Annotated in this window: 9 protein-coding genes; all 9 read right to left on the bottom strand. The window is 41.9% G+C overall.

What is annotated here, in order from left to right:
* Position 1: 1 nt before the first annotated feature.
* Positions 2-1,477, bottom strand: coding sequence for a RagB/SusD family nutrient uptake outer membrane protein (locus ACS5PU_RS20270; RefSeq protein ID WP_439460988.1), 1,476 nt, complete (start codon positions 1,475-1,477; stop codon positions 2-4).
* A 12-nt stretch (positions 1,478-1,489) separates the two neighbouring features.
* Complete coding sequence (locus ACS5PU_RS20275; protein ID WP_439460989.1) at positions 1,490-4,741, bottom strand: SusC/RagA family TonB-linked outer membrane protein; 3,252 nt, start codon at positions 4,739-4,741, stop codon at positions 1,490-1,492.
* A 5-nt stretch (positions 4,742-4,746) separates the two neighbouring features.
* Entirely contained in the window at positions 4,747-6,969 is a 2,223-nt protein-coding gene (locus tag ACS5PU_RS20280) for a fasciclin domain-containing protein (RefSeq protein WP_439460990.1), read from the bottom strand.
* 760 nt (positions 6,970-7,729) lie between these two features.
* Positions 7,730-10,504, bottom strand: coding sequence for a glycosyl hydrolase (locus ACS5PU_RS20285; protein WP_439460991.1), 2,775 nt, complete (start codon positions 10,502-10,504; stop codon positions 7,730-7,732).
* A gap of 1 nt (position 10,505) precedes the next feature.
* Entirely contained in the window at positions 10,506-10,814 is a 309-nt protein-coding gene (gene rhaM, locus ACS5PU_RS20290) for an L-rhamnose mutarotase (RefSeq protein WP_439460992.1), read from the bottom strand.
* Positions 10,815-11,227: 413 nt separating this feature from the next.
* Positions 11,228-13,678, bottom strand: coding sequence for a glycoside hydrolase family 31 protein (locus tag ACS5PU_RS20295; RefSeq protein WP_439460993.1), 2,451 nt, complete (start codon positions 13,676-13,678; stop codon positions 11,228-11,230).
* A gap of 4 nt (positions 13,679-13,682) precedes the next feature.
* Positions 13,683-16,184: a glycosyl hydrolase 115 family protein gene (locus tag ACS5PU_RS20300; protein WP_439460994.1), complete on the bottom strand. Its 2,502-nt coding sequence runs from the start codon at positions 16,182-16,184 to the stop codon at positions 13,683-13,685.
* A gap of 5 nt (positions 16,185-16,189) precedes the next feature.
* Positions 16,190-17,317, bottom strand: a complete 1,128-nt coding sequence (locus tag ACS5PU_RS20305; protein WP_439460995.1) for a glycoside hydrolase family 88/105 protein — start codon at positions 17,315-17,317, stop codon at positions 16,190-16,192.
* A 19-nt stretch (positions 17,318-17,336) separates the two neighbouring features.
* The gene (locus ACS5PU_RS20310; protein WP_439460996.1) at positions 17,337-20,240 is read right to left on the bottom strand and encodes an exo-beta-1,4-galactosidase; all 2,904 of its coding nucleotides are present in this window, start codon (positions 20,238-20,240) and stop codon (positions 17,337-17,339) included.
* Between the last annotated feature and the right edge of the window lie 29 nt (positions 20,241-20,269).

Genomic DNA, 20,269 nt, shown 5'->3' on the forward strand with positions numbered 1-20,269 from the left:
TTTATTTGGTGTAAAATGGATTTTGAACAAGTTTAGGATCAGCAAAAAGCTCTGCCTCATAAATGGGAAAGTAGTGGCTGTTCACATCCCTGTATTTGGCAATGGCCGATTGTTGTACCGCCGGTGATACCGTTTGGGCCACCATATTCAATAAAATATTGATCCTTTGATAATTATCGCGTTTGGCAATCCGTAAAACATCGTACCAACGTTTGCCTTCAAAAGCAAACTCGCGGGCACGTTCGGCCAAAATATAACCCAATAAGCCATCAATATCAGTTGGATCGGGTGTTTCGGCCGTAGCATTTACTGCATTACGGCGCGCCCTTAAATCGTTAATAATCTGCAGGGCTTCTGCTCCACCATTGGTCATGGTCAGCGCTTCTGCTTTCATCATTAAAATATCAGATAAGCGATAAGCCTGCCAGTTTACAAATGATGGATTCTCGGTACCCCATTTGGTAATGGTAAAATCGGAAGTACGGTAAAAGTTATCGGCGCGGATATCATAAATACGATCTGGATCCACATCATCTGGGATATACACATCACTGGCCACATAAGGCGATGCGAGGTAGCGCTTGCGCGATTGCACCAAAAGACTATAAAAAGGACTATTTACCGATGTTTGGTTGCTAAACTCAAAAATGGTTTCGGTTGAGCTGCCATTATAGAAAACATTAAAATACCACGATGAACTGGCCGATTGCAGTGCAAAACGCTGCGAGGAGATAATTTTTTCGCATTCGGTTAAACATGCGCTATAGTTATCCATCCACAGGTAAACATCGGCCAGCATGGCATTTACGGTAAATTTAGTTACCCTTCCCTTATCTGATAAGGTATTGCCATAAGTGGTTACGGCACCCGTTTCTGCCTTTTTCAGATCTGCAACAATCCGGTTGAGGATATCGGCACCGGCAGTTTTAGGCAAATCTTCTAAATCGGTATCTTTTGCTGTTGAGGTCAGTTTCAAAGGCACATCCCTAAAGCTTCTTACCAGATAGAAATACATCATGCTCCTAATGGCCAGTACTTCGGCCAGATAAGCGTTTAACTGGGTATCTGTAAGTGTCGGATCGTTTTCTTTTACAGCAGGTGCATAATCTAAAACCGTATTGCAAAAATTAATGGTGCGGTAAAAAGTAGCCCAGCTGGTTAAGGTATTGCTCTCGGTAATGTTAACATCAAAAATATCTTTTTCTTCTGTTAGCGAACCCGGTCCGGCATCAATCATATCTGCACGGAGCTCTCCGAACATAAAAATGTTTTCGGTTAGCGACCGATCGGCAGCTGTAGGCGGTGCAGCCAGTAAAGAAGCATAGCAACCTGCAACCGCAGCCTGAATATCTTCTTTGGTTTTCCAGAATCCCTGGCGCGTAATGCCGTCACGGGGCTGTAAATCCAACCATTTCTTACATGAGGTTGACATGATCAGCATCATGATTATCCCTATACTATATATAATTTTTTTCATTTTTAGCGCTGATTAAAAATTTGCCGTTAAACCCAGGGTAACCGTTTTAATGGGAGGTGTTGTAGAGTTATCCACTACTGTAGAAAACGCCGTTAGCTTTACCGGTACTTCCGGATCCTGCCCGGTATACTTGGTGAAGGTTAAAACATTTTCTACCATTAAGTTGGCACTTAAACCTTTCATCCCTATCCGCTTTAAAAAAGCCTTACCAAAATCGTATTTCAATGTAATACTCCTTAAACGCAGGTACGAACCATCTTCCACATAGCGGTCGGAGCCCAGAAAATTGTAACCGGTACCATAGGTTGCCCTTGGCATATCGGTAATATCGCCATCGGTTTTCCAACGGCGCAGAACAGCAGTACTCTGGTTGTTAAAACCATACATGTTGGTAGTGGTTATTTTTGTACCGTTGATAATCTGGTAGCCTGTACGGTAGCTAAAATTGGCGCCAAACCTAATGTTGCCATTAAAGGTTATACCGGTACCAAAACCACCTGTAAGGTTAGGGTTACTGTTGCCCAGGTATACAATATCCTTGTAATCGATATTACCATCGTGGTTAATGTCTTCGTACATAGCATCGCCCGGCTGAAAAACATAATCAATTGATGGATAGGCAAAACGCATATACACCTTTTGCCCGTTTGGACCGATAATCTGGTTACCGCCTTCATCAAGTGCAATGGTCGAATTTAAATCGCTGTAAACACCTTTGTATTTAAAGCCGTAAAATGAGCCGAAAGGATTGTTTTCCTGGATGTAAACCTTAAACACATTGTTCTGTGTAACCCTGCCTTTGTTCTCTCTTGGGTAAAGCGGATCAATTTCGCGGATAATGTTCTCGTTATGAGCAATATTGAAGTTAAAATCTACCCGCAGTTTTTTACTCCTTACGGCTGTATAGTTAAAAGAGAATTCCCAGCCCTGGTTATCCATTGTACCCACGTTCATGTCTACCCCGTTGTAACCGTTGTAACTTGGAATCTGGATACCCGGATAAAACAGATCGGTTGTACGTTTGCGGTAAACATCGATATCCATGTTTAACCTGTTTTTTAACAGTACGATGGTTAAACCTACGTTAGACTGGGCAACTTTTTCCCAGCGCAGATCAGACAATTCTATATTGGTTGGGTATACGCCCGAAAGACCGAGGTAACTGAAACCATAATTTTGATAGGTGTTGAAATAAGAATAATCGTTACGCGGTGCATTACCTACAATACCATAACTGGCCCTGAAACTCAAATCGTCTATATATTTGTTGGCTTTGGCCATAAAAGGCTCGCCAGAAACCCTCCAGCGCAATGATGCAGAAGGAAACAGACCATAACGGTTGTTTGGTCCGAATTTAGAATTTCCATCGCCCCTGATACCGGCATTGATAATATAGCGGTCTAAAAATTTATACTGTGCATTTAGCAATAAACCCACCGAACGGCTCTGTGCATAAGATGAATAGGCAGATCCGGTAGTATTGGTCCGGCTATCAATTGATGGATCGGCCAGATATGATGATGCGGTGTTGGTGGTAAACATACCCTGCCCCGTTCTCCTGCTATCATTACTATCAAACCTGGCAAAAGCAATTAAATCGTGTTTTTTGCCAAATTGTGGTGTGTAGGCCAGCGTAATATTGGTTGCCATGGTAAAAGCATCACCATCCGAATCGCCTGCCGAATTTACCACCGACTCGGTGAAGGGTCTTCCTGTTGCAATTTGCGGTAAGAATGTTTTAACCTTGGTGTTGTTGATATCGGCCTGAAAATTAGCATTCAAACGCAAACGATCTGGAATAATCTGGTACTGTAAACCAAACTTAGGGATAATCCTTTCGCCCAGCTGGCTATTGCTTGCAGCCATAACCATAGCCAAGGGGTTATAAGTACCTGCATATAAACCTTGTGCGGTAACTGCCGGACTAAAATAATTTGAAGTTAAATTGCCATATTCATCGTACTCGTAAACTGCCTGGTTTGGCATTTTGTTGTAGGCAACATCCCTAACCCTTGTAGAGTATAAATTCTGATTATCGATATGGGTGTAAGCGATATCGGCCGTAAACTTGATTTTTGTAGATACGGTATAATCTAAATTTACCCTCGCACTCAAACGCCCCAAGCTGGTGCCTTTGGTAGTTCCGTTCTGGTTAAAATAATTTAACGATGCGCGGTACCGGGCTTTTTCACCACCACCCGAAATAGACAGGTTATGGTCCTGTAAATACCCGATCCTGGTGATAGATTCTAACCAATCGGTATTATTACTGTAATTGTAATAATTGTAGGGATCGTTTTTATCGTACTGAAATTCTTTGGCAAAATCGGAAGTCGAAAACTGACGGCCTGCATTGTAAAACTCTTCCAGTATTAATGATGAATATTGGTTACCGTTTAACATTGGAACAGCGCTTGGCTGTTTTGAATACGAGCCTTTAAAGTTGTAAGAAATACTCGGTGGGCCCATAACCCCTCTTTTGGTATTGATAACCAAAACCCCGTTTGCAGCCCTCGAACCCCAGATGGCGGTAGCCGCAGCATCTTTAAGCACACTGATATCTTTAATATCTGATGGTGCGATGTTTAATAGCTGTCCGTAATTATTTTCATCAGAAGTGGCAAAGTTAAAATCAGATGGGATGGTAATATCATAAGGCATACCATCTACCACAATAAGCGGATCAACAGCCCCGTTTATTGAAGATGTACCACGGATCCTGATCTGCATGGGTGCACCCGGATCGCCACTGCTTGCCGCAATATCTAAACCCGCCAATCTGCCCTGCAAAGCCTGATCAATTGAAGCCGCCTGCATATCTTCCAACTCTTTTGCGTTGATGGTACCTATGGCTGAGGTTTGATCTCTTTTATCAATGCTCATCCCGCTCCCGTTATCTGTTTTGGCCCTCGATACAATCTGCACCTCATCCATCTGGTTATCGGCCGGTTCTAACTGAAAGTTGATTACAGCCTTTTCAATAGCAATTGGAGCAGTAGATTTATAGCCAATGTACGAAACAGTAATCCGGTACGATTTATCGGCCACAGGGAGCGAGTAGTTTCCGTCAATATCAGACGAAACGCCTTTAATTACCCTACGGTCTTTATCTACCAAAACAACCGAAGCACCAATAATAGGCTGCTTGTCTTTCTTATCGATAATTTTACCGCGTACGTAATTAATCTGCTGAGCGCTGGCAATAGAAGATATCAACACGCAGCATATTAAAATACAAAAATGAAAAGTATATTTTTTAGTCATGTTGGTTAGAATTGATATTTTAAGTAGTTACTGATTTGATGGATTACTGCCCTGTTAGAAAGCACATTACTTCTATCGGTTGCGCCCAGAAGCACATTTGCAGTTGCCCCCGTTACATCTTTGATAATAAGCGTATTTGTAGTGTTCATGGTAACGGTTAGCTTGGCCGCATCACCCCCATCATTTTTTAACAACGATTCAAATTCGCCTATTTTTTGTCCATCACTTACCACAGTAGCTTTGTTGATGATGTGGTACTGTATAAACTTATTTACCAAGGTTACCGATACCCCATCAGATGCGGTAAAATTTGGAACACCTGTGGCCACCGTACCTGGTAATAAACCAGCTTTTACGGCTAAAACAATAGCTGCATTGGTGGGTACCAGTACCGTGTAATTTACACCCTCGGTTAATCCGGTTATGGCCCCAGTGGTTTTATTATACATTAAACTGTTGTTCAGGTACTGGAAAAAATTGTAGTAAGGATCGGTAGGCAGTGTACCATACTTCTCGATATGTTTACCAATGTTCAATACGGTATAGGTAAGGGCTTCTTTACCATATAAGGCTACTCCGTTTACAGGTGAGGTACTGGTAGAATCGATTGGAATGGTTTGCTTGGCCACAAGCACACTATCTTGCGTACCTGCCGATATCAATCTGCCTTTATCGTATTTAATGTATTCACCGTTCGAAGCTTCTAAAATGCCCGAGCCTGTTGCAAAATTAGGTATGGTTCTATCTCCCAGCGGGATGATATGTGTTTGAAGGATACGCCTTAAGGCTGCATTGTCTCCCCTGATCGGCGCGGTTACAAAAAACGGATCGTAAGAAAAACCCATTTTCCTTAAAGTTGCATCCGGGATCATCACAATTAAATATCTTAATGAAGGCGTTTTTAAAGGCACCGTTAAATTGAAAAAGTTAAGTGCCTGTTTCATGATATTGTAATCAGGATCGAGGTTTACATTACCATAAACGGTAGAAAACACACTGGCATCCTGCGCCTTGTTAAGACCATATAAAAAGCCATTGCTTAATGCCTGTTTATCTACAACATCGGCGGTGGTTCTTTTGGTTACATCGCCAAGGGCGTTTACCGTAGTGGTAAATTTGCTTGGCCAAACGGTGCTGGTAAATAAATGTGAGTTCACAAAATCGCGGATCACATCGGGTGCTACCACGTATAGTTCGTTTAAGGTGTTTACACCCCGTTTTTTCCAGTACTTAAGCAGTACATTATTGGCATAGGTATTTACGGCCGCGTTGGTTGGGGCAAAAATGCTATAAGAACCCGACTGGGCATCGTTGGCATCAGCCTTTAAATAGTTTTCATTGTTGGGAGAAAATGCCAATAAAATACTGTAGGTTTTGGCATATACACTGGCTGCTTTTCCGGTAAGTACCTCATAACGGTGAGAAACATCGGTATTGAGCGAGTAGGTTACAAACTTATCCAGCATATTTTTAAAAACACTGTAATCGCTCTTTTGGCCAATGTACTGATCAATGCTCAATGGTGGTGTTAATACCTTATCTACCACATGTATTACACCGTTTTCGGCTATAATATTGGTTTGCCCACTAACCAGTTGTCCGGGGCCAATATTGTTGCCGTTATAGGCACTGTTTGGATAGAAGAAATTATAGTCAGCTGCCGAAAGACTTGAAAAAGTCATAAATGGAGATAAAAAATAGCTGATACTTTTATTATTGAAATCGGATGAAAGATAACTGCCATTGCGGTTTCCATCAATCACCTTAATGGCCTTTCCATCCTTATCTACGCCATCGTATACAAAATCGTAGTAAACTGATCTTCGTCTAAAGGCCGTATTTTTTACAAATCCTTTTACAGAAAAAAAATCACTTAACCTTTCTACTTTCTCCCCATCGTAAATCATCGAATAGCGTACAATTTTCGAGGCCAGATCTGCTGATATTTCAGTTAAGGTGTTCTCTTTCATGTAAGTGTTAAATGCTTCGTCGTTTGGTGCAAAAACCGTCCACGAGCCAGCAGCACTTAAGGTTTCCTTGTAACCTGCTTTATCAATACAATCTAAAAATTTGGTAAAGTTGCCTTTGGCCTGAAGTTGCTGATAAATGGGATCTCCCAGGTTTTCAGGTCGGCCGTAGAACTCATCAAACTCTTTTTTCCGGCAAGCGCTGAGAATGAATATAATCGTCAGATTAACGATTAAAAATTTTTGTAAAATTTTACTCATAGCAATTTCATTGGATAAACGGCCATTAAATACAGGGCAATAAAAAGCTATGGATCTAAATCAATTAGAAATTGGAATGGTAAAAAAAACTGATTTGAGAAATGAGTAGATTTTTATTACATAGAGGAGTATTAACGTTCGTTAATTTAAAATTTGGTTAAAAAGTTATTTGGTTAGTGAATTATTTCTTAAATATAAAAAGGTGGCACAAAAATCCCATCCTGTACTATCCTGTCTTTTTTTTATAAAATATTAGCATAAAAATAAAGTATATCCAAACAGCCGGCTAAATCGATTAACTACAGCAAAAAATTATATGTTAAATAATTTTGGGTAGATGTAATCATACGTGATTGAAGCCTCACGATGTGTTTATTAAATTATTTTAGCATTTAATTCATGGATATGAGCAAGACCTGAGCTGTTAACCGTACTGACTTAAGCGGCAATATTTAACACCATCGTTTGCAGATTTTTAAATTTAGCCGTCATTCCTGCACAGGCGGGAATCTTAATGCATTGTTTTTAGATTATCTCACCTGCATCTGCGAAAATCTGCGGCTTTTATCTTTTTGTATCTGCGGGAAAATGGCGCGAGGGCCAGCTGATCACACGGAAAAAGGACACAGATTTTATTAACAACATCATATCACCTACTTATATTTTTACCATTTAATGCATAAATGAGCATATAAGATTTGATGACCTTATGTTCCTTCTATGGTTAATTATTTCCGCCCCACCTTAATGCTTTTACGAATTAGTTAAATGGTGTAATCATAACCGGCCCAATTAAACCCGAAGGCATTACATTCCATTGCGAAGCATCAAAATCCTTATAGTTGATGTTTACAAAATTGATTTCATGGTAGTTTCTCCACTCGATCTTCTTTTGGTCCATATCGCGGATGCGGTTGGCCATTAAATTTACCACTTCAATTTTAATCGTATTCTTACCTATTTTTAAATATTTGCCTACACGGGCCTGAAAAGGAATGCTCCATAAAATACCTACTTCCTGACCATTAATCCACACCTTCGCACTCTCATCAACCTGATTTAAGTTGAGCAGGTATTCTTTAGCCGTTTTGGAATCGAGGTTAAAACTAGAAGTATAAACTCCGGTTCCAGAAAAAGCCTGTAGCTTAGGATCGTTTAAAGTCGTCCAGCTTACCAGTTTGTCCAATGTCTGATCAGCTGGAAGCGATGGTCCGCCTTCGGTAAAGTGTAAAGCCCAAGGCTGGTTAAGATGGATGGCTTTCTCTGCTTTGTTCAAATAAACCCATGCACTGTTGGCGGCTACATTATGCGCCACCCTTAAAAACAAACTTTCTCCTGATTTAAGCTGCACACGCACTTTTCCGTTTTTTACCGCTGCCAAACCCACCGCCGTAGTTTGCGGGTCCATCATTAAAACCTGTCCTACCGTATTCAAAGTTAAATCGGTATCAATATCCTTTGCAGTGTGGTTAACCAAATAGTAATATTTGCCAGTGGCTGTATTTCTTCTGATAAACTGCAATCCCGAATCGGTTAAAGTTTCGCGCTTAAGGGCTATTGTGCTTAAAGCCTGTTGCACATCATCCGTCAACAAAATTAAGCCCGTGCCAATTTTAAACTGTTTAATACCATTTGGGCCATCAATAAAAGTTAATTTAGCCAAGCTAGCTTTAAGCTGTGCCCTGCGGACATCTATATTATTTAAGCCCGGAACATCTTTAGGCAATGCCTGAAAAACTACTTTCGCGCCGTTACTGGCCAGTTGGATCATTTTATCTAAAGTTTCTGGACTCATCATTTCGCACTGCGGAACAATGAGTACCTGATATGGAGCGGCTTGGGCGTTGGTACTGATCAATGCCTGCTTAACGGTAGCTTGTTTAAGTAACCTATCGGATGCAAAATCGAAAGAATAGCCCGATTTGGACAGCGCTTTCGATAGTTGATAAAAGGCCGTTGGATGTAACCAATCATCAACATCGTGAACTTTTAAAGCCATATCCAAGCCTTTGGCTTTGTTCCATACATCGTAAATTGGCCAATAAATTAACAGTTCGTTATCTGGCTTACCCGATTGAAGGATAGACTGACAACGGGCAATATAATTGTTTAAGCCCTGGGCCTGCGGCCACAAACTGTTGTTCGGATTCATTTCTACCGAAGCATAAAAAAGCCATCCGGGCCATGGGGCATTGCTTGGCGAATTGGTAGTTCCGTGATAAAAAATATGGTTAATCCCTGCCAAAAACAATTGCTCGGCTTCGGGTTTGCACTGAGAAAAGGATGTTTTAAAATGTTCGGTCAGCCAGGTGAACGTTTCGGAAGAAGCTAGTTTTTTACCGCCCGTATGCGCAGCCGACGAGGCAAACTTACACATCATTGGGTCGGGATCTACGTTCCGGATATCTCCGGCATCGCGCCTCAGGCCCGGAATAGGAAAATAGCTCGAACCAAAGGTTTCTGTTTCCGGAATATCTACGGCCCCATATAAATCGAGCAGGTTGCCCGGCGAGCCATGCGATTGGTTTTTGGTTTTCGATTGAAGGCCGTGTGCCCAATTGGTCCAGTTTTGGGTAAAATTATGGAGCAAAAGTTCGTCCATAGTCTCCCTGTAATCGGATTTTAAACGGGCTATGTTTTCGCTGGTAGAGTCTTTGCTGCTTAAATCTTTAAGGTAGCTGGCCAAATCGTAACCCCTGTTTTTCTTAAATTCCTCTAAGAAAGTGGGCGTCCAGGTGGCGCCGTATACCTCGTAACTATCGTTAAAAAACGACCTGATGCCTTGTGGTTTTCCAGCAAAAGCATCCGAAAATCTTTTTAAGTAAACATTTACAGCGTTTTTATCCAGGTGATCTAAAGTAAAACCCTCGCCCCCGGGTGCGGCGCGCTTAACCATTTGCCTGGTTTTACCTGCAAAGGCAGCATAAATATCCCAGTTTCCACTACCAGGCGACCAATTTAATTTTCCATCTTCCCCAACTTTTGGAAGTAGGTTGAGTACTTCTCCATTTTCGCCATAAGCGGTTACAGCTTGTAACTGTGCAAAATCCTGTTTGGCTTCTTTAACTTTAATGGCTTCGTTTAACTGCTCGCCTCCTTTAAGCTGATATTGCTGTGTAATTAGCTTAGTTGCTGCATTTTCAGGCTTAATCTGCGGACCACCAAATGGCCAGCCGGTGCCTGTGTTCATGTCTACCCCTAAGCCTAAAGTATTTGCCTTGTTTACGGTGTAGTGCAATATGTTCATCCACTCTGGCGATAAAAACTGCAGGTATTGTTTTTCGAAGCCTTTAGCGCCGTAAATAGGTGTAATTTCTACCCCACCAAGGCCAGCATCGGCATATTTTTTCAAAACCAGATCTAAATTCTGCTTGTCTACTGCATTCCCCATCCACCACCAGCGGGTCCAGGGTTTCATTTGCTTTTCGATAACAGGCCAGCCACCTGTATTTTTTACTGGTTTTTGTGCTTTGGCTATCCCGAAAGTTAAGGTACCAAGCAGCAGAACAGGAAAGAATTTATGTAATTGCATCATTTTAATCTAAATGGAATACCATTTCTAAAGGGAATGTTTTTGGGGAATGATCTGCATTGGTTTCCATAATATCGGCCATGTATGCCCACCATTTTTGCACAATCTGCGTGCTGCCCAAATCTTGCGAGGAACTGCCATTTTGCTGTTGAACAGCAAAGAGCGTGTTGGTTTCTTCATCTAAAAAGATAGAGTAGTCGCTGATACCATTTTCTTTTAACAAAGTTGCCAATTCTGGCCAGATCTTATCGTGGCGCTTTTTATATTCTGTTTCAAAACCGGGTTTAAGTTTCATCTTAAATGCAATTTTCATGTTTACTTGTATTTATTATTCTTTGGTTCGTGTTGCCACGAATATTGTTAATTCACCGTTATTTATTACCACAAAGGCACGGAGCGCATAAAGTTGTTTTCTTTTTCTTCTCCGCCGTGGTTCGTGTCCCCAAGAACCATATATTTTCATCTATCCAAACACTCGTTTCGGTCTGTGAGGACACAGACCGAGGGTTTAGTTTCTCTTTTTGCCACGGAGGCACGGAAAGCACAGAACTGTTTTTTCTGTTAAATTAACAACATAAGTTGTCAGTCTGAGCTTGTCGAAGACCTTTTACTAATCCATCTTTCATGATTCATTCTCCCATGAACACTTTTTTCACAATTCTTTTTTTACCACAGAGACACAGCTACCGTGGTTCGTGTCCTCACGAACCACATTAACCAACCAGCCTAATTTACTACAATATTCAAATCAGTGCTGTTATCTCCGACAGATTTGACCCAAAGTATTTTGTTCTTTGCATCGTAAAACCAGCCTCCTGTTTTATCCAATGCACTTGGAGTTTTCTCTGTTTTTAACGCTGTACCGTTTTCTGTAACGGTTTTAGGCGCTGTTTTTCCAGTCCAATGTATTTTAGCCAGGTATTTATGGCTAGTTGCTTTAAAATTCCCTGCAGGCTTATTCACTTGGAGTGTAAAACCTGTCGATTTTAACGAAGCAGTAATCGTAGTTAGCGCAAAATTTCCTTTTTTATAGGCCGAACTTAAATTATCATCTTCGTACAGGTTATATTTAGATTCGCCGTATGGAAAAATATCCAGAGTAATTACATCAACTGGTTTTTCGCCACTGTATGCCATTTCTGGTTGCATCGGAATGATGCTGCCGGCTTTTACAAACAATGGAATGGTATCTAAAGGCGCTACAACATGGTGATAACTTTTACCATTGTATTGCTCTCCTGTCCAATAGTTAAACCAGGTGCCTTCGGGCAGGTAAACTGAGCGGGTAATGGCTCCTTTGGTGGTAACGGGCGCAACCATTAAATTATCGCCAAATAAATATTGATCGCCAATTTCGTACACATTTTCGTCATCCTGATAGTTTAGCACTAAAGCCCTCATCATCGGTAAACCTGTTTGGTACTGCTGATGCATACTGGTGTAGAGGTAAGGAAATAAACGGTAGCGCAGCAGATCGTATTTTTTAAAATTACGCAGGGCATCTTCACCATATTTCCAGGGTTCTTTATAACCGGGATGATCCATTCCAAAAACCAGTGCAATGGGACTAAACATACCAAACTGAACCCAACGGATATACAATTCGGGATCGGCCTGATGTTCAAAACCGCCCATACAATGCGCCCACGAGCCTACGCCTGATAAACCTACATTTAAACCTGCCTTAATAACGGGCGCAAAATATTGCCACTCGCTGGGCCAATCGCCGGCAAAAATGTAAGGGTAACGCTGTATGCCCGAGTAGCCTTCTCGGGTTTGATTTAATCCCCTAAAGCCATTAAATTTTTCAAATTCCAAAAATGGTGCTTTGGCATAAGCCACCGGGAAAAGGTTGTGCAGGCGCTCTGCATCTTTTCCTGTTGGCCCTACTTTTTCACTTTCGTTGGCGAGTGCACCAAAAGCACTTCCTTCATCTGTTTTCAGGAATTTAGCGCCTAATTTTGCAACGCGCATTACGCCATTATCCCACCACCATTTTGTGGCCTTTTCATCAAAAAAGTTTACAAATTCGCCCGGTTTACCATTTTCGGGATAGGTATAACCTTTTTCCCTGGCCTGATCTAACAGGTTTAGTTTTTTTGCGTTATCAAACCTAGGACGAAGGTGCAAGCCTACCATTTTATAGTTCATGGCATAAATGCTATCGAACATCGATTTTGGATCTTTAAAAGTTTCCCTCCACTCAAAAGAAGTAGCACCTTTTCCACCGTTTTCGCCAAATAAGCGCCAGGTCGAATCGAGCCAAAGCAGATCAACAGGAATCCCCAGCGACCTGTATTTTTTGGCCAGCTCAACCACGTAATGATCGGAAGTTTGTGCTTCGTAACCCCAGGTGCCGCCACTATAAGTACCCGCATGTAAGCCTAAGGCGAACTGTGGCAACATTGGCGATTTACCTGTAATGCTGGTATAGTGATCTAAAATAGCAGGGAAAGTTGGTCCATACATGAAATAATAATCCAATTCTCCATCAGCAGCCTTAAAGCTGTACTGGTCTTTTTTCGAAGCCCCCATATCCCATTCGGTAGCAAAAGAATTATGCAGAAAAATGCCATATCCTTTTGTGCTCATAAAAAACGGAACCGGGCAATAATTGGCTTCCAATATGTTGTAAGCGCCGATGGCATGTGGCAAACCTTTACCGCGGCCAACATTTAAAGTTACTTTTTTGAAACGGCGGTCCATAAAATCCATGCGCTCGCCAAAGCCAAAGAAATGCTCGTCAGCCTGCAGTTTTTTGGTTACGCCAACCCTGGTATCTACTTTAGTTATTGCGCTGTTCGCATCGCTGCATAACAATTTACCTTTTGTATCATAAACATCAAGCCTGAATGGTGATTTATACAATTTAACAGTCAGTTTGGCGGTAGTAAGCAAAAAATGATCCTGCTTATCCGAAACTTTAAAATTAACATCGTCCCATTTGTACTGAATTACCATCAGGTTTTCGTCGGCTTCGAATTTACCGTTCCAGCTGGTTCTGATGCGGAATATTTCTGGCGTGCAGAATTCCAATTTCACCTCACCCTTGGTGGTAGAAAAAGAAATGACATTTCCTGCTTTTTTAAAACCGGATTTATAATCGCCTATGCTTTGCGCCTGGGCAAAAGACAGGACAAAAATTAAGGATAGGGCAAAGACTAAAAGTTTCTTCATTGTATTATTTTATTTCCAACTGGTTAAGCACCAATCCCGGATCGAGCATATAGATTTTAACTGTTGATTTACCTGTTTTATTTACCTGATGCTTGGTTATACCCGAAGCGTAACCCTGCAATACATTCTGTTTCCAGATGTTATTTTCTGAAGCCGGAGAAATATTAATTACCTGAGGCTGATCATCATTAACTGAAATGGCATAACGCACTTTTATACCGCTATTAACGCCCTGGGTAGGTAAACACTTCACCTCAATCTGGTGCTCGCCCTGCGTTTTAAAATCAATGTTATAGCTAACAAAAGGTGCATTTTGCAAGTCTTTTTCGCTAAAAGGCTTAAATGTAAAAGAAAGCACAGAAATGCCATTGCCACCCAAGCCGAGTCCTTTAAGGATTTGTAATGAAAGTTCTTTCGGCGATGATTTTACGAGATATTCAGTTGCACGAACGGTTATTTTATCTTCGGCTTTCGCTTTAGGGGCCGATGACTGTGGCGCTACTGTATCTGCTACTTTGGGCATTTTAAAAACGGCCAAATCACGTGGTTTCCAGCTCATCATTCCATTCCACTTGCCACCTGCAATTTCTTTATTGTATTTTTTGGTAATTACCTGAATCTGATCAAAAGCTGCTTTCGATTTTTTCGAATAGCTTAAAGCCGATTGATCTCCGTTTGCAGCCAAGACCAAGCTTTTTTTGGCGTATAAAATTTTCTGGTTCATCAGCATCGCCCCTTCAACCGGATAAAGGATTAACTCAAAATAAGCATCTTTTAACCTGGCCGGAATTTGATCATGTAAACTTTTGGCCTGCTGATAAATCTTTTCGTAAGCGGCTAGTCTTTCATCTGCTTCTTCGTCGGTAAAATTAACACTGGCCATGTGCTCAGGTTTAGCAGCCTGCGCCAGGCGATAATAAACTCCTTTTATTTCGGCAATTGGTTTTGCAAATTCAGCACCAAAGGTTTCCGCTGCCCAGCTTTCGGCATATCGATCGGCGTTCTCGGGTTTCCATTGGTCTACATTCCAGGCCAGATCCATTGCAAACTGGGTTTCCATTTCTGCAGGTTTAATATCGCCCACATTAATTACCCAAAGGCGGTCGGCTTTGTATTGATAGGCTTTCGTTAACTCGTAAGCCATCAGCGATGGAGAAATAGACGAAAGCCAAAGGTAATCTTGCGGAGCCCCCCAGTACGAGATATGGTAATACACACCGCTCCCACCCGATCGTTTTTGCTCTTCGGAATTAGAAAGCTGACGGATATAACCGTGATTATCATCCGCCCAAACAATCGTCACATCATCAGGTAGTTTTAAGCCAGCCTGATATAAAGACAGTACTTCTTTGTAAGGACAAAAAATTTGTGGAATGGAACTTACGGGTTTAGTGATATTTTTGCTCAAAATGGCACGCTGATCGGCAATTACCTCGCCCAGCAGTTTTACCTTTTCATTTTTATCTTTTGGTCCCGGCATACTGCCATCGTGGATACCACGCATCCCAACGGTATAAACCGATTCGTAATTTTTGGCCTGTTTTACGCGGTCGGTCCAATAAGTTGCAATTTCATTTTTGTTGAGGTCGTAACGCCACTCACCCGGTTTCTTGCCATATTCGTGCTCAAAATTCTCCGCCCATTCAAAAACATTGTTGCGCAGCATGGGTTCACAGTGACTCGAGCCTAAAATAATTCCGTATTTATCGGCCATTACGGGATTATTGGCATAATAATAAAATGCCTTGGTTGAAGGGTGCATACCCGGCCAGATGTAGTTGGCTTTTAGCCTGAGCAGCAATTCGAATATTTTGGTGTAGGTTTTGGGGCCAATGTCTTTTACATCGGTATCCATCATTTTAGCTGCCCAGGGTTGGATGCCCCAGTCTTCATCATTAATAAAAATGCCACGGTATTTAACCGATGGCGATTCTACCAAAGGCTGCCCGGCTTTTACGTAGAGTGATTTTTTAGTTTCCGGTTTAACATCTGCCCACCAACAAAGGGGCGAAACGCCCAGCATCCGCGATAGCTGAAAAACACCATAAGCCGTGCCCCTTCTATCGCTGCCAGCAATAACCAAAGCTCTTTTCACTCCTTTTACCGGATTTTCGACAACCGAAACAGAAAAGGTTTCCCACTTGCCAGATAAACAGGCGCTGTTGATTTTCCCTGCTTTGGCCAATTGATCGATATAAAAGGACTGCCCCATTGTACCAATAATGATGGGATAAGCGGTTAAAGCAGGGTTATTCTTTAAAACCTGAGCAGTTTGCCCCGTTAACAACTGAATATCAGCTTTAAAAGCCTCGGCGGTAATATGAACCACTTCAGCATCCTTGGCATCAATATAAATGGCTGCCGGTTTTTCGTCATCAACAACAGGAAAAGCTAAAGCACTGTTAATTTCAGAAACAGCGATACCTGCTTTTTGTGCCCTGCTTTGTTCAGGCAGCAAAAAGAAGGAAATCAATACCAATAAACCCGCTAAATTTCTGAAATTCATGCTACCTACTTTTTAAGCTTATATACTTCGGTTCCGGCCAATAAAAAACAGCCCAAACCATAATCTTCAAAATCGGGCATACTGGTATAGCTTACCGGCTGCCCATCTTTAGGTTCTTTACCTGTGCCCTGCATGTAACCGATGAAACCATTTTTTTGAACGGCCTCTGTGCTCATGGCATTCCAGGCTTTGGTAATAATGGGCAAATAAGTGGCCTTGTCTAAAATACCCTGGTTTACGCCCCAGGCCATACCGTAGGTAAATAATGCTGTTCCCGAGGTTTCTTTGCCGCCAAAATGCGTGGAGTCGTGCAAACTCACATTCCAAAAACCATCGGCACGTTGAATAGGCACAAGGGCTTTGATCATCTCCTGATATGTTTTTAAATATTCGTTGCGGTGTGGTTCATTTGCAGGAATAATTTCCAAAACGCGTACGAGGGCAGCAACCACCCATCCATTACCCCTGCTCCAATAACAATCTTCGCCGTTTGGCTCTTTGTACGGTGGTACAAAATCTTTATCGCGCCACCAAAGTCCGTCTTTAGCATTGTACAAGCCACCACCTTCGGTATTTTTCGAATGCAGGTACATTTTGTACATGTAGTTATAATAACTGGTATCGTTGTATAATTTGCCCAGTTTAGCAAACACTGGCATACCCATTTGTATTGCATCAATCCAGGTCCAGTCGCTAACTTTGCCCGATTGCATCACCAGATCTATCGAAGCCTTGATATCTTTTATGCGCTCAGGTTGTTTATCAATCAGGTAAAGGTCAATGTAAGTTTGCCCACAAGCCTGATCATCAGCATTTTTTGTGGCAATACCATTTCTTAAACCCCAATTGTGTTTCTGTCCCCATTGAACAGCATAATCGTAATATTCCTTCTCAGGATTAATTTTATACAGGTTCATCAGGCCTTCGTAGTAAACAGCCCTTGTCCAGATGTTGCTTGGTCTTTCCTTATTGGTTATGATCGATTTGCCGGCATCGGGCCACTTATTCATGAAATAAGCGTTCGTAGATTTTAACACCTTTAAAACCTCTTTTTTATTCGGGATTTTCTGGGCGAAAAGTATCTGGGTGGCTATGCTGCATATTACTGCGGTGCTGAATACAAATTTCTTCATGTTATTTCGCTTATCTTAATTATTTGGTTTTAGGTTTAACTTTTAACTCATCCGGACTATCTTTTGTAAAGGTATCGAACTGAATTTTCGACGGAGTTTCGAAGATATCTTTCACGGTGCTAAAAGCAACTTCATATTTTGGATTAAACTGGTTTGACGACATGTACTGCTGCAAGCTGAAATAAAGTTGCTGTGCTGCCGGAGCTTCTTTCAGATCGGGAGATAGGTTCGCGCTCGAAACAATCAGCTTTCCTTTACCCACCCTTGCTTCAAAAACCAGCGCCAGGCGACGGTTTAAGAACCAGGTATCGATAGGCTGTACAATGGGCCTAAAGCCAGCTGGAAAATCTTCGAGGTTCATTACCTGCGCTTTGTTTACAATTTCCCACCATTGCATATCGCTGTGGAAATCGGTTGGGAAACTGTTAAAAGCAGCATGTTTTGGATCGCATAAAATGCCCAAAGTATGAGGCGGGCGCATTTTAAACCAGGAAGTATTCCAAAAAACAGGTAAAAAAGTTTGCACCACTTCCTTCCCTTTTACCACCTTGCCTGATGCGTTGAGGAAAACATTGCCACCTGCGGCCAAAACCGATTGGGCTTTATCATCTAAACTGGTACAATAATATACGTCGCTTTTAACCTCTGGCAGCTGCGCCGGATAAACCCAGAAATTCCAGTCGTTGGCAAACTCAGTTCCATCAACTGTAACTTCCAGTTTGAGTTTTGTTGCTTTTGTAATAGTATTTAATGGAATTTTAAGCTCTCCGATAGCAATACAGTTGGTTACCGCTAAGGTTTTAGGACTGAAATTACCCTTGGCAATAAGGGCACCGCTTTCATCTTTTGCGGTCCAGGAAAGTTTTGCATTTTCAATAGGTGCTTTGCCAAAATGCGCTACTTCTACCGCAGCCTCAAGGGTTTCGGCATTGGTAAACACAAATTTCGAAACTTTTAACAAAGGCACGGTACTATTAGAAAAACGCTTGAATTCTTTAGCTGTGATATATCCTTTTTCGTCCCAGAAAGCATCTAAAACGCCAACCAGTGCGGTGCCCTGTCCCGGATAATCATTTAAAGACAAAAGCTGATAACCATTATAATTAGGTGTTCGTAATGCTTTTTCGATTTCATTTTTATAGCAAAGTGCCTGTAATTTACCCGAAGCCATTAAAAAGTCGTGCCCCTGATCGGCCATATCGTGATCTTTAAGGTCTTCCTGAAACATTTCGAAATTCTTTGCGCGATAAACCCCGGTGTATTTTTTTATTTCGTCGAAATTCGGGAATGCACAATACTGTCCCATTTCGTGTGCTACAAAAGGCACCGTAAACTGCTCAATCTGTTTGGCATAGGTTGAAATACTTTCAGGTTTCCTGCCCCAGTCAAGCCCTCTGGCACCTGCACGCACCATAAATTCGTTGTTCGGAATCACCGGCCAGCTACCGCCTACCGATGCGCCTGTGTACAACCTTCTCGAATCTTTGGCTTTCCAGTAATTATTAAATTTGGTGAGGTACTCTACCTGCCTGCCGCGTGGCTCGTTTCCATAGGCCATCATACAAAAAGAGGCGTAGTTGCCATAGTTTTTAGTCATGCGGTTGGTTTCGTCGTAAATAAACTGATCAATCGGTTTACCATCTCCGATTGATGATCCATGATTGGCCCAGCTTGGTCCTTCGGGTTGCAGGTAAAATCCGATCTGATCTGCAGCAATAAAAGCGGCTTCGGGGGGACACCAGGAGTGGAAACGCATGTGGTTTAAACCATGGGCTTTCGATATTTTAAAGATGCGTATCCAGGCGGCAACATCCATTGAAGGATAGCCCGTTAAAGGAAATTCGCAATTGTTTACGGTACCACGCAAAAACACCGGTCTGCCGTTTATTTCAAAAGATCTGCCTACAGCCTTAAACTCGCGCATCCCGAACTGTACTTTTTTCTCGTCCTTTTTACCATCCTTCGAAACCAAAGCAGCTGTTAAACGATACAGTGCCGGGTCGAACTCATCCCAGGTGGCTATTTTATCGCCCATTGGCAAATTGATTTCCAATGTACCTTCGCCATTGGTAATTTGGTAGGGCGCTGTTACGGGTTTAACCTCGATTACATTTTTGGTATTGAAAGTTGCAGCAGAAAGTGTAATTTTTCCGGTAGCAGATTGACTGGCATTGGCTTTAAGCTGAATTTTAACTTTAGCCGATTTATTTTTCAAATCGGGATAAACCTGTATATCTTCAAAATAAACAGGCGAGCCTGCCACCAGTTCCATTTTGCCTACCACACCATTCCAGTTGCCCTGGGTATGATCGGTTAAACTGTGCGAATCCTGCCCGACATTTATTGCCTTAATGCGGTTATCGATTAACAAGGTAATGGTATGTTTTCCGGCTTTTAAATTTGCGGGCAGTTCAAAATTCTGGGCTACCACAAAAGTAAACTGGGTGCCTATCTCCATATCATCTATCCAAACCCGTGTTTCTGAATGGGGATATTCTAAAGAGAGTACCATCCTTTTACCCTTCCAGTTGGCTGGGATTTCTACATCTTTCTGATACCATGCCGCGCCAGTATAATGCTTAGCCGGTGTGAGCCAAAAAGGTATTTTAAGGTTATCGGCTTTGCGATATTTGGCTAAACGTGGATGAAAAAAGTAAGAACTATCATATATACTGCCTGTCCATTTTGTTTTGAGGGTAATATCATCACCTTTTAAATTTTCGGCCATTGAGCCGGGCAGCTGAATAGCTTCGGGAAGCACAGTTGAGTACCATTTCCCTTTTATGCCTTCATCTTTAGCATCAATTTTGAAACGCCACTTGCCCGCCAGCGAAATACTTTGGGCATGGGTTTGCGCAATGCTCAAAACGATGAAAGCAACGCAAATAAATATTTTAAGAATTCGGTTAATCTGTATCTGCATAAATAGAACGGTTTAGTACCGCAGGTATT

It is taken from the genome of Pedobacter sp. GSP4, from assembly GCF_051857575.1.
Classification (GTDB): domain Bacteria; phylum Bacteroidota; class Bacteroidia; order Sphingobacteriales; family Sphingobacteriaceae; genus Pedobacter.

Bases quoted from the DNA above. Each gene is read 5' to 3' on its own strand.
- ACS5PU_RS20310 (WP_439460996.1), bottom strand. From the start codon at position 20,240: ATGCAGATACAGATTAACCGAATTCTTAAAATATTTATTTGCGTTGCT.
- rhaM (WP_439460992.1), bottom strand. From the start codon at position 10,814: ATGAAAATTGCATTTAAGATGAAACTTAAACCCGGTTTTGAAACAGAA.
- ACS5PU_RS20275 (WP_439460989.1), bottom strand. From the start codon at position 4,741: ATGACTAAAAAATATACTTTTCATTTTTGTATTTTAATATGCTGCGTG.
- ACS5PU_RS20285 (WP_439460991.1), bottom strand. From the start codon at position 10,504: ATGATGCAATTACATAAATTCTTTCCTGTTCTGCTGCTTGGTACCTTA.
- ACS5PU_RS20305 (WP_439460995.1), bottom strand. From the start codon at position 17,317: ATGAAGAAATTTGTATTCAGCACCGCAGTAATATGCAGCATAGCCACC.
- ACS5PU_RS20280 (WP_439460990.1), bottom strand. From the start codon at position 6,969: ATGAGTAAAATTTTACAAAAATTTTTAATCGTTAATCTGACGATTATA.
- ACS5PU_RS20295 (WP_439460993.1), bottom strand. From the start codon at position 13,678: ATGAAGAAACTTTTAGTCTTTGCCCTATCCTTAATTTTTGTCCTGTCT.
- ACS5PU_RS20270 (WP_439460988.1), bottom strand. From the start codon at position 1,477: ATGAAAAAAATTATATATAGTATAGGGATAATCATGATGCTGATCATG.
- ACS5PU_RS20300 (WP_439460994.1), bottom strand. From the start codon at position 16,184: ATGAATTTCAGAAATTTAGCGGGTTTATTGGTATTGATTTCCTTCTTT.